At 38.5% G+C, this 11947-nt stretch carries 9 protein-coding genes; 3 read left to right on the top strand and 6 right to left on the bottom strand.

Features of this window, described 5'->3' with window-relative positions; translation table 11 throughout:
- Positions 1–240: 240 nt before the first annotated feature.
- The 3 genes from ACT170_RS05865 to ACT170_RS05855 are packed head-to-tail and all read right to left on the bottom strand — an operon-like array spanning position 241 to position 2559.
- Entirely contained in the window at positions 241–1380 is a 1140-nt protein-coding gene (locus ACT170_RS05865) for a tyrosine-type recombinase/integrase (RefSeq protein ID WP_444818066.1), read from the bottom strand.
- Positions 1367–1570, bottom strand: coding sequence for a DUF3173 family protein (locus ACT170_RS05860; protein WP_000998327.1), 204 nt, complete (start codon positions 1568–1570; stop codon positions 1367–1369). The genes ACT170_RS05865 and ACT170_RS05860 overlap by 14 nt, the downstream gene beginning before the upstream one ends.
- Positions 1567–2559 carry a replication initiation protein gene (locus tag ACT170_RS05855; protein ID WP_444818067.1) on the bottom strand — a complete coding sequence of 331 codons (993 nt, stop codon included), beginning with the start codon at positions 2557–2559 and terminating at the stop codon, positions 1567–1569. The genes ACT170_RS05860 and ACT170_RS05855 overlap by 4 nt, the downstream gene beginning before the upstream one ends.
- A 650-nt stretch (positions 2560–3209) precedes the next feature.
- Between ACT170_RS05855 and ACT170_RS05850 the strand changes: the two genes are divergently transcribed.
- Entirely contained in the window at positions 3210–3512 is a 303-nt protein-coding gene (locus ACT170_RS05850) for a helix-turn-helix transcriptional regulator (protein WP_444818068.1), read from the top strand.
- A 189-nt stretch (positions 3513–3701) separates the two neighbouring features.
- Positions 3702–4058 (top strand): hypothetical protein, encoded by a 357-nt coding sequence (locus ACT170_RS05845; protein ID WP_444818069.1) that lies wholly within the window; start codon positions 3702–3704, stop codon positions 4056–4058.
- Positions 4059–4394: 336 nt separating this feature from the next.
- Here ACT170_RS05845 and ACT170_RS05840 read toward each other — a convergent pair whose 3' ends face one another.
- The 3 genes from ACT170_RS05840 to ACT170_RS05830 are packed head-to-tail and all read right to left on the bottom strand — an operon-like array spanning position 4395 to position 6525.
- Positions 4395–5780: an FtsK/SpoIIIE domain-containing protein gene (locus ACT170_RS05840; RefSeq protein WP_000813488.1), complete on the bottom strand. Its 1386-nt coding sequence runs from the start codon at positions 5778–5780 to the stop codon at positions 4395–4397.
- 28 nt (positions 5781–5808) lie between these two features.
- The gene (locus ACT170_RS05835) at positions 5809–6195 is read right to left on the bottom strand and encodes a YdcP family protein (RefSeq protein WP_000985015.1); all 387 of its coding nucleotides are present in this window, start codon (positions 6193–6195) and stop codon (positions 5809–5811) included.
- Between the two features lie 15 nt (positions 6196–6210).
- Positions 6211–6525 carry a YdcP family protein gene (locus tag ACT170_RS05830; protein ID WP_000420682.1) on the bottom strand — a complete coding sequence of 105 codons (315 nt, stop codon included), beginning with the start codon at positions 6523–6525 and terminating at the stop codon, positions 6211–6213.
- A 561-nt stretch (positions 6526–7086) separates the two neighbouring features.
- Here ACT170_RS05830 and ACT170_RS05825 point away from each other — a divergent pair.
- Positions 7087–11826, top strand: a complete 4740-nt coding sequence (locus tag ACT170_RS05825) for a glycoside hydrolase family 70 protein (protein WP_444818070.1) — start codon at positions 7087–7089, stop codon at positions 11824–11826.
- The last annotated feature ends 121 nt before the right edge of the window (positions 11827–11947 follow it).

Genomic DNA, 11947 nt, shown 5'->3' with positions numbered 1-11947 from the left:
TTAGATGGTAGAGATGGGAAAACAATTTTTTTATTTAGCTGCTATTATATTTTTAGTATTAGGTTTACAGACAAAATATCTTGTTTTTTGCAAATAATACTTAAAAAGAATGTTGAATTATCAGCATTCTTTTTCATTTCAGATTGATTCTCGGAATTTAGTCATAGTGGGAAAATATGAAAAAAGCCCTTTAAAATGAGGCTTTTGAGGTGTGTTTTCTTTTTTGGTAGCCAAAGAGATTTAGTCGATAAAATCACTTGATATGAGATTGAGTTTATCTGTTAATTCGGAATCAGCGTTGGGGTATAAATGACTATAAATGCTAAGTGTAGTTTTGACATCAGAATGACCTAATCGTCTTTGAATATATAGAGCATTTACATTATATTCATTAATAAGTAATGACGCATGGGAGTGTCTTAAACCTTTTGGTTGAATGTATTTTACTCCTGCACGTTTAGAATATTTTAGAATCTGGTCTCTAATACTACGTTTACGATATGGGTTTCCATCAAGTGATAGAATGAACGGTATCTTGTCAACTTTTGCTTGTCGTTCTTTCCATTCTTTAAGTACGTTTAGAGTATTATCATCAAGGCCAATGGTTCGTCTGGAGCTTTCAGTTTTTAGTTTGTTACGCCGAACCCAATTATTACGGTTGATGTACTGTAAGTTATGATTGATTGCTAGAGTTTTCTTTTCAAAATCTACATCTTCCCAATAAAGAGCAGTCGCCTCATTTACACGCATTCCTGTAAAATAATAAAGCCAAAAAAGTGTATAAACAAAGTGCTCAAAATAACTATTTTTATCAAGTGATTGTATTACTTTTTGGAACTCGTCTTTTGTCCAAAAATCTATATGTTTTTTTATGATTGGAATTGGACTGATATTACTTGTGGGGATTTCATGAAAAATCAACCCATATTTTTTTGCAGTTTTCAAAACTTGATTAAGCAAAGTCATCTTGTTTCTTGCATATGAATTTGAATATCTCTCTAATAAACCGTTTCTATAATTAATCACATCATAAGTAGTAATTTCTCTAGGTTTTTTCTTACCAAAGTATTGAATAAATTCATCGAATATAACTTGACGTCTGTGTTCGAGATCCGGACTTGTTGTAGCGTAATAATTTGGCATAAAAACTTCTTCCATAAACTGCTTAAAAGTCCATTGAGTATGCTTAATTCCTCCTTTTTGTTGTATCTTATTTAAGGCTCTTGTACGTGCTTCAAAGGCTTCTTTTGCGGTTTGAAAACCACGTCTACGTTCTTGATAAGGTTTACCAGTGGCTAGGTCAACCCCAGCTTTAAAATAATAAGTATATTTCCCAGTTTTATCATCTTTAGTAACACCAGTGTATCTAGTTTTTGACATGAAGTTCCTCCAATCCAAGTATTTCTGCTACAACTGATACTGGAACAGTTCCAAGTCCTTTATTGTTATAGAAATCGAAACCACGCTCAACCATAATATGTTTTGCTTGTCGTAAAATATTATAAGCAGTCCATTTTGAAAAACCTAAGTCCATAATTTCTTGTACTGTCATAGTTAGTTTATCGTTCATAAGTCAATTTCTCCTTTACTAGTAAGTTCTAGGAATTCTCCTATTAATTGCTTTAGTTCATTATTTAATCGTTGGGTTTGTTCTTTAAGTGCATCTTGTAGCTCTAAAGAAAATGAGCTACTATCAAATGCTTTTAAATGTTTTCTAAGTCTAGTCTTTTTAACTCTTATAGTGTTAGGTTTCAGATAGGGGAATAATTCGGGTAAGAGTGCAGGTTCATGGAGAAAGATATAAGCAAATGCTTTGCTATCATCTGGAACACTTGAAAGACTAAAAAAGCTAAAATTCTCCAATCGTTTAGAAATCTCTGAAATGGTTTCTTCATTTATAGCCTTTGTCCGAAGTTGGAACTCTAATCGCCACCAAAAAGGCTTACTCTCTATATTTAATTTATCAGCTCTTTTATGACTTAATACCTCTATATTCTTATCATACAAACGTACTTGAACGTTGCTACCACTTGCACCCCAGTATTTACTTTCTATATTTCCCCCTCTACCGTAGAATATTTTATGACTAACCCCTCCTTTGATATGTTGTAAAAAAACTATTTCTGGCCTATTAAAGATATCAAAAGCAAGATCTAATCGTGACAGTCTAATTTCTAATCGATTTAATCGAGCATAATTCATAATCTGCCTCCACACTTGTAACCCCTCAAATTCTTTTAGTGAGTTTGGGTTGAAGTCTAGGCGTATGACTTGATAACCACCATAATCCGATAGTTGAAAGAAAACTAGATTTATACTATCTTCGTTTATCGTTTTATAAAGAGTAAAATAGTCTTCTTTTGGATTTTCTTGAATACTAAATTCTTGAATTATATTATCGAGTGATTTTCGTAATTCACGAAATATTCGTCTAAGTGATTGGTTCTCACTATCAAAGATTACTGTTAATCGGTCAATGCTGATATAAATAGATTTTTCTAGTTTTGATAAATCTACTTGACTTTGATATTCTCGTAGAGATTGAATGGTATTTTTCAACTGTAACGCCTCCTTTCTATGCTTAAAATATGCGTAATTCGTTGCTACTATTGATTTTTGCCAATGACTCGTTACTTAGGACGTTGTCTTAAGTGTATCGGTTTGCTGGCTGTTAGAAACGCCAGCTTTTAAATTGAAGGTTGAAAGTACTTCGTGCTTCGGGCGCTTTGCCTTCGGCTTGCGCCCTTGCACTTGCCTCCCAACCTTCAATTTAATTGGTTAAAAAATTAGCTAAAGTACTTGTCTAGAAAAGCCGAGAGCAGTTCAAGTACTCGAAGCTCAATTTCCTCATCTCTAATGTCATTAAATACCTCATCATTTACTAAAATAGACATTTCTAAACTAGGCGAATAGAAAGAATGAGTATTGCTAATGTTGTTGTCTTTTATTGTGTAGATGTCATAATATCCTCAATCCAACCATATTTAGCTTCTTATGGACTTTTTATTACCATTTTGGTATAATTGCGTTGGTTTTAAACGAAAGCCTCAGAACGCTTTGCAGAGCTTTCTGGGGTGTTTTTGCATACTCATAAAGCTAACTAGTATCACTTATTTTGGATGCTTTGTTTTATATAACCATTTTGGTTATATAAGCATAGTACAACCATTTTGGTTATAAGTCAATAGAAAAACGAAAGGGATTATAAATTGTTAAAAGACAATATAAAAAAAGCCCGACTAGAAGCAGGACTTACTCAATTAGAAGTTGCTAAAAAATTGGGTGTAGCTCAAGCACAATATGCTAGGTGGGAAAACGGAGGGAGAAATCCGAAAGATGAAACAGTAGAAAAATTAGCTGAAATCTTTGGTACGTCTTTTGAGATTTTAAAAGGACGCGATGACGGGCTAGAAGAAATTGTTAGTTTATTGAAAAAGTATGAACTAACTGAAGAAGACAAACAAGAAATTATTACTTTTTTAGAAAATTTTCTTGCTAACAAGAAAGATTAATATAGTGCGAGGAACTTACAGTAATTACAAGATTGTAATATGTTTCTGTTATAGCTTTATGTAGCATGGGTATATATGTTATAATAAATAAAATAGAATTTTATAGGGAAGCACCATTATGGCAATTGCTAATATAAAGGTTATCAATAGTATAATTTAAAGAGAAATAAGATTTAGGAGGAATAACATATGGTATTTAATAATGATTGGTTATTGAGTCAAATAAGAGGTACAGCTAATATGATTGGAAAGGTTTTTAAACTAGAGACCATTTTAATTGATTTAGGTGTTGTAGAGGATGAAGAGGGGCGAACAATAAATGGAAATGATTATCTCAACCAACTTATTATTGATGAAAAATTTGACCTAGCTACTGACTTTATCCATGGACAAATGAAAAGACTTAGTACATATGAATATAATCGTTTAGTTGATATTTATATTGCATATCTAAAATCATTAGATAGTGAAACACAAAAAAGAAATCAAATTAGCGATGATTCCATCCAAACAGTTCAAGATAATCTTAGAAATTTTAATTGGTAAAAGGTTATGCTTAAAGATATTTGAAAGGGGAGAGTGGCTTCTATAGTCGCTATAACGTTACTAATAGTTATAGAAGTTATTCTTTCAATGCCAATTCCTTATTTAATTTATCAGAAACTTGGTAATAAGATATATCACAATTAAACTTATTAAAACTAATTACAAATTTATTGGTAGCTTTTTGGTAGCTAAACAGACAAATTTTATAATGTTTATCAAAGTGAACATAAAAAGAATGTTGATTTGTCAGCATTCTTTTTTATTTCAAATGTATTCTCGGAATTAGAAACGGGGGGTTAAGTGCTGGCGTGGCTATTGCCACACCAGCCAGCAAGATCAGTCCACACCTGCGACTTCCGCTTCGCACGTCGCCTGCGTGGACTGTCTGCTGTTGGATAACTTTTTAATTTCCTCCAAGAAATCATATCCTTTTGGTACAAGGGGAGTATAAAACTCTGATATGACACTTGTTCCTACATCAACATAGCCACGACCTTTGATTCGCTTTAAGAAGAAATCCTTTTGTACGTCACTGCCAAACATCATGCCATAGCCCATTTCAGACATACGACCTAAAGCCACTCTGAAATTAAACTGATCACGGATTCCGTCGCCTAAATATTTTGCGTCTGGACGTTGACAAGCCAGTATTAGAAAGAAGCCAGCTTGACGACCTAACATGACAATCTGTTTCAGCTTATTCATAACTGCGGTGTTTTCTTTTGTTCCCAGCATTTCCATGAAAGCGACGTATTCATCAAAGATTAAGAAGTGTGCCGGGAGACCTAAGTAAGCATAATTTTTGCCAGTCTTATAGTTCTTCATCTGCTTCATTTCCTCACTACGTTTCATCATTTCTTCATAGAATGTTTCAATGCAAGAAAGCAAGTCTTCTTTTCTATAGTAGACATTTGCCATCACAGAACCTAAGTCCGCAAGATCAGCATTTTTCGGGTCAAGAATATACAGTTTTGAATCTGTATGAAGCAAGGCTTCAATCAGTGTCAGTATAAAGTAAGTTTTACCGCCACCTGTACCACCAGCAATCAACATATGAGGGAGCTTATCATATTCCCACCATACGTTTTTCATTAAGCGAAGTTTACCATCTTTAGCTTCTACTTCATCAATAGAAATACGACTGGCTATGGTGTCATAGAGCAAAGTATATTCCACATAGGAATCCTTTAACTCTTTATCCGTCAGCTCACAGTACAAGCCACTCTCTAATTTCTTTTCCAAGTGTAAGAGTTGGTCTTGATATTTTCCCAGCGTGATTTCCACCCGTATCTGTATCAAGCCATTTTTAAGTCGATAATACATTTTAGGGAAGTAGGTTATCTTTTCCTTTGTACGACCAGCACTATCTTTAAAGAAACCCTCTGTTTTGACCTGTTCAGATTCATACCACTTGTTTTCAAGTATCATCTTTGCCAGTTTTTGACGGTGGTAAAGTTGTTTAACCGTATCATAGCGAACCCGTTTGAATACAAACGCTACCAGCAAGCAGATAAGAATTGCGACACTGAAACTGATAATTAAATAGGGAATGTCAATCTTATCTGCTTGTGATAGGTTAAAATCCTGCCAGTTGATCTGCTGGATTGTCTTCACATGAAACAGTCCGACAACCAGCAGGAAAACAGGCAGGAGTGACGCTATCGTAAAATGAAAGACTAAATCTTTACCAGATGGGCGAATCCTTTTACCACGCTGTTTCATGCGAAAAAGTCTCCTTTCTACCTAGCGACTATTTGTCTTGTGTCGGTTCTTTCTTTGCTTGTGGTTGAGCTTTGAATGAACTAGAATCCTTTGTCAGCACAATATCGTCTGCCTTGATATACCAGTCAACATCTGCTCCTTGATAGGTGGCAGTAGCAACGGTGTCCGCAATGGGATTGATAAGTTCCACCCGTGCGTTATAATCAAACTCTTTCAAAGGCACGCTGGCAGGAATACTTACTTGAATCATGCGTCCTTGTCCTTTGGATTTTAAGTCATAGGTACGTTCCTTGATTTCATCTGAAACCGACCCGTCTTCATTTTGGATTCTCACTTCACGACGTAGAGCAGAGAATTTCAATTCTCCAAAAGTCGTGTCTTTATCTAATACAATGCCATTTGCTAATCTCATCATTTTTCCTCTCTTTCTTTATTCTTTTATCATGTCGTCAGCATGTAAAAGGTAATTTGTAAAACCACGAGTGCCGATTTTGTAGCCCTCTGCGGTAATACGTGGATTGACTAACTTCACACGTTCCTCAAAGCCGAAATGTTTTTCGCCAGCTTCAGCAGGAAGCACCACCACAATATCATCTGCTCTTTGAACATCAGAATAGAGATTATAGCTTCTTGATAAGACAGTTAGCCGTCCGTTGATTCTTCGCTGAACGACTTTATCCTCGCCAGCAAATTCTAAATTGCCGAATGTTTTTTCCATGTTGGGAATCACAAATTTAAGTTCCATATTTTTACCTATCCTTTCTTTTTTATTGGCTGAATGAATGTTTGATGGTCTTAAAGAGTGGGGAACGACCTTTTGATTCTTGATTTTTTGTTTTCATAAGTTCACTTCCTTTCAAAATCGGGTAAAAAAATAGACACCTCATTTTTTGAAGTGTCTACCTATTAAATATTCAAATTTTATTGGAAGTATCTTTATATCTTCACTTTTCAAGGATAAATCGTCGTATCAAAGCTCATTCATAAGTAGTAAATTAGTAGTAAATTGAGTGGTTTTGACCTTGATAAAGTGTGATAAGTCCAGTTTTTATGCGGATAACTAGATTTTTATGCTATTTTTTATTTAAAAATAAATTAAGATTGTTGGGGTGCAAGGAGTGCTTGGAGGGGCTATAACCTAATGATACCGTTAGTTACCAATTCCTCGTTTCGTCTACCATTCATTTGAGCCTGATTTCTTAGAAAACCAGGGGCTATACATTAAGCTGACATTATAGTTGTGTAATTGTATTCCCTTGTCAAATAGCTTATGATAGAAGTAATATAAGGGAAAAAGGTATATAATATGGAACAAAAAGTACGCTTTAAAATGCATAAAGTGAAGAAGAATTGGGTGACAATTGGGGTAACAGCACTTTCAATGGTTACTGTTGCTGGTGGAACCTTGTTGGCGGATCAACAGGTTCAGGCCGATGAGCAAAATCCTGCGAATCAGTCGGGTGATAGCAGTCAGGAACTACTTCAAGAAACGCCTGCCACAACTAATGATGCAGCAACTACGGTAGCACCAACTATCACAGCAGATGCTAATACTGCTAGCGTCAACATCCCTGTCGCAGATGCTACTAGCACGACAACAAGTGTGACAGATAGAGCAGCCACACCTACCACAAACGCAGCGACAGTTGATACCAACTCAGATCAAGCAGCACCAAGCACAAATGTGCAACCAGCTGCAGCTGATACGAGTGCTACAACTACAGATACAACCAACAATACTACAACAGCCACTACAGACCGTGCAGCAACAACGGATACGGCAAATACAGAAGCTCGTACACGTAGTCGTCGTGCCTTGGCAGAAACTCGTGAAGCCAACACCAACACAACGACTGGAATCCAATGGATCAACGGCAAACAATACTATGTCAATAGTGACGGTAGTGTGCGTAAAAACTTCGTTTTTGAGCAAGACGGTAAGTCTTATTACTTTGATGCTGAAACAGGGGCTCTTGCAACTAAGTCACAGGATGAATTTTCAACAGAACCTATCAAGGCAACTGTAGATTTTTCATCTGGAAACCAGCTCTACAAAAACGATGACAAGTCTTTGGACCAACTTGACACCTTCATCACAGCGGATGCTTGGTACCGTCCAAAGAGCATTCTCAAGGATGGTAAGACTTGGACGGCTTCAACCGAGGCTGACAAACGTCCACTCTTGATGGTTTGGTGGCCTGACAAGTCAACTCAGGTTAACTACCTTAACTACATGCAAAATCAAGGTCTTGGTGCAGGCTCATTTTCAACAAACTCTAGTCAGGAAAGTCTAGACCAAGCTGCCAAAATGGTTCAGACTAAGATTGAAGAACGTATCGCTCGTGAAGGCAACACAAACTGGTTGCGTACAAGTATCGACCAGTTCATCAAGACTCAGCCAGGTTGGAATAGTAGCACTGAAAATAGTTCATACGACCACTTGCAAGGTGGACAGTTGCTCTTTAACAACAGTAAGGGTGATACTGGCAACCGTACCAGTCACGCCAACTCTGACTATCGTTTGCTTAACCGCACACCGACTAACCAGACGGGTACACGTAAGTACTTCAAGGACAATTCTATCGGTGGTCTTGAGTTCTTGCTTGCCAACGATATTGATAACTCAAACCCAGCTGTTCAGGCAGAGCAACTTAACTGGCTCCACTTTATGATGAATATTGGAAGCATCATGGCCAATGATCCAACTGCCAACTTTGACGGTTTGCGTGTCGATGCCTTGGACAATGTGGACGCCGACCTGCTCCAAATCGCTTCAGATTACTTCAAAGCAGCCTATGGTGTTGACAAGTCTGAAGCCAATGCCATTAAGCACTTGTCATACTTGGAAGCTTGGTCTGCCAATGACCCATACTACAACAAAGACACTAAGGGAGCACAACTTCCGATTGATAATGCCCTTCGTAATGCCCTTACCAACCTCTTGATGCGTGATAAAAATACACGTATGCAACTTGGGGACATGACTGCTTTCATCAATAGTAGTTTGAATCCACGTGGTGCCAATGATAAAAACGGTGAGCGTATGGCTAACTATATTTTCACCCGTGCCCATGATACAGAAGCTCAAACCATTATTCAACGTATCATCCGTGATCGTATCAATCCAAATTTGTTTGGTTACAATTTCACCCGTGATGAAATCAAGAAAGCCTTCGAGATTTACAATGAGGATATTGATAAGGCTCACAAGACTTATGCATCATACAACTTGCCATCTGTCTATGCCCTCATGTTGACCAATAAGGACTCTGTAACACGTGTTTATTACGGAGACCTCTACCGTGAAGATGGTCACTACATGGCTAAAAAGACACCTTACTTTGATGCCATTGACACCCTCTTGCGTGCTCGTATCAAGTATGTAGCTGGTGGTCAAGATATGGAAGTGAAGAAAGTCGGAAATGATGGACTCTTGACATCTGTTCGTTATGGTAAAGGTGCCAATAACAGAACAGATTTGGGAACTTCAGAAACTCGTACGCAAGGTATGGGTGTCATTATGACCAACAACTATGATTTCCGCTTGGGTAGCAATGAAACTGTAACGATGAACATGGGTAGAGCACACCGTAATCAGCTTTATCGCCCATTGCTTTTGACGACTAAGGATGGTATAGCAACCTACCTCAACGATTCTGATGTGCCTAAACACCTTCTTAAACGTACTGACTGGAATGGGAACTTGACCTTCAATGCCAACGATGTTTTCGGTGTAGAAAATGTCCAAGTCTCAGGTTACCTCGGTGTCTGGGTACCATACGGAGCTAAGGCTAATCAAGATGCACGTACACAGCCAAGTAATCGTGCCAATAGCGACGGTCAAGTTTACAAGTCTTCAGCAGCCCTTGATTCGCAAGTCATGTATGAAGCCTTCTCAAACTTCCAAGCCTTTGCGGACGATCAACCTGAACTTTACATGAACCGTGTCTTGGCTAAGAACACTGACTTGCTCAAAGCTTGGGGGATCACGTCAGTCGGACTTCCACCACAGTACGTTTCAAGTAAGGATGGCACCTTCCTTGACTCAACAATTGATAATGGTTATGCCTTTGATGACCGTTACGATATGGCCTTGAGTCAAAATAATAAATACGGCTCACTTGAGGACCTTCTTAACGTCCTTCGTGCCCTCCATAAAGACGGTATTCAAGCCATTGCTGACTGGGTGCCAGACCAAATCTATAACCTCCCAGGAAAAGAAGTGGTAAATGCGACACGTGTTAATGGTTATGGTAACCACCAAGTAGGTTACCAAATCATTGACCAAGCCTATGTGGCTAATACTCGTACAGATGGTACAGACTATCAAGGTAAATACGGTGGTGCCTTCCTTGATGAGCTTAAAGCTAAGTACCCATCTATTTTCAACCGTGTGCAAATCTCAAATGGAAAACAGTTGCCTACGAATGAAAAGATTACTAAATGGTCTGCTAAGTACTTCAACGGAACTAATATCCTTGGACGAGGTATCAACTATGTCCTTCGTGATGACAAGACTAACCAGTACTTTAATACTTCAGCTAACAGCCAACTCTTGCCAACACCACTTCGCGATACAGGTGCCATCACAAGCACTCAAGTCTTCCAACGTCGTGGACAAGATGTTTACTTCCTTCGTGATAACCAAACCGTTAAGAATGAATTTGTTCAAGACGGAAACGGTAACTGGTATTACTTCGGTGGTGACGGTAAGATGACTAAGGGTGCCCAAAACATCAATAACAAGGATTACTATTTCTTTGACAATGGTATCCAATTGCGTAACGCCCTTCGTCGTGCTAGCAACGGCTATACCTACTATTATGGTCTAGACGGTGCCATGGTTAAGAATGCCTTCGTTGATTTTGATGACAAACATAAGCAGGTTCGTGCCTTTACGACTCAAGGAACAATGGTAGTAGGTAACCTTCATTGGAGTGGCCACCATTTCTACTTTGACCGTGAAACTGGTATCCAAGCTAAGGATCGCGTTGTTCGTACAGATGATGGCAAATTGCATTACTATGTTGCTGAAACGGGTGACATGGGACGTAACGTCTTTGCGACAGATAGCAGCACAGGTAAACGTTATTACTTTGACGCTGATGGTAACACTGTGACTGGCTCACGTGTCATTGACGGTAAGACTTATTACTTTAACCAAGATGGTAGTGTTGGTACGGCCTACAGCAATCGTGCAGATTCTATTATCTTTGAAAATGGTAAGGCTCGCTACATCACACCAGCAGGTGAAATCGGACGCAGCATCTTTGTCTACAACCCAGCAACTAAGGCATGGAACTACTTTGATAAAGAAGGTAACCGTGTCACAGGACGTCAATACATTGATGGTCACCTCTATTACTTCAAGGAAGATGGTAGCCAAGCTAAGGGTGAAATTATCGAGGAAAACGGCATTAAGTATTACTATGAGCCAGAATCAGGTATTCTTGCTAGCGGACGCTACCTCCAAGTTGGTGATGACCAGTGGATGTACTTCAAACAAGACGGTTCACTGGCTATCGGCCAAGTTCGTGCTGATCATGGATACCTTAAGTACTTTGATAAAAATGGTATCCAAGTTAAGGGGAAAACTGTTGTCGAAGATGGTAAGACTTATTACTATGATGCGCACAGTGGAGCTCTTGTCACAAGCAGCTTTGCTGAGATTGCACCAAACCAATGGTCTTACTTCAATACTGATGGCCAAGCCCTTAAAGGCAAGTGGACGATCAATGGCAAGGAATACTACTTTGACGAAAATGGTATCCAATACAAGGGCAAGGCCGTTAAGGTCGGCAGCCGTTACAAGTACTATGACGAAAACGACGGTCAACCTGTAACTAATCGCTTTGCCCAAATCGAGCCTAACGTCTGGGCTTACTTCGGAGCAGATGGTTATGCCGTAACAGGCGAACAAGTCATCAATGGCCAACACCTTTACTTTGACCAATCAGGTCGCCAAGTTAAAGGTGCCTACGTCACAGTCAACGGCCAACGCCGTTACTACGATGCTAACACTGGCGAATATGTCCCAGGAAGGTAAGCAGTAGTAGCTCATGTGACTGACCAGAGAATACACAGCCGAGAATGAGGGAAAATTCTCAAGAAGAAAGATCGTGAAAACGGTCTTTTTTTGTATCACTATTTCGATTTTTTTCGAAATA

Origin of the sequence: Streptococcus sp. cx1, assembly GCF_052384325.1 — a bacterium.
Taxonomy (GTDB): domain Bacteria; phylum Bacillota; class Bacilli; order Lactobacillales; family Streptococcaceae; genus Streptococcus; species Streptococcus salivarius_G.
Note: the sequence above shows the minus strand (reverse complement) of the source record. Positions and strands in the feature narration are given on the sequence as shown.

Bases quoted from the DNA above. Each gene is read 5' to 3' on its own strand.
- ACT170_RS05865 (WP_444818066.1), bottom strand. From the start codon at position 1,380: ATGTCAAAAACTAGATACACTGGTGTTACTAAAGATGATAAAACTGGG.
- ACT170_RS05860 (WP_000998327.1), bottom strand. From the start codon at position 1,570: ATGAACGATAAACTAACTATGACAGTACAAGAAATTATGGACTTAGGT.
- ACT170_RS05845 (WP_444818069.1), top strand. From the start codon at position 3,702: ATGGTATTTAATAATGATTGGTTATTGAGTCAAATAAGAGGTACAGCT.
- ACT170_RS05840 (WP_000813488.1), bottom strand. From the start codon at position 5,780: ATGAAACAGCGTGGTAAAAGGATTCGCCCATCTGGTAAAGATTTAGTC.
- ACT170_RS05835 (WP_000985015.1), bottom strand. From the start codon at position 6,195: ATGATGAGATTAGCAAATGGCATTGTATTAGATAAAGACACGACTTTT.
- ACT170_RS05830 (WP_000420682.1), bottom strand. From the start codon at position 6,525: ATGGAACTTAAATTTGTGATTCCCAACATGGAAAAAACATTCGGCAAT.
- ACT170_RS05825 (WP_444818070.1), top strand. From the start codon at position 7,087: ATGGAACAAAAAGTACGCTTTAAAATGCATAAAGTGAAGAAGAATTGG.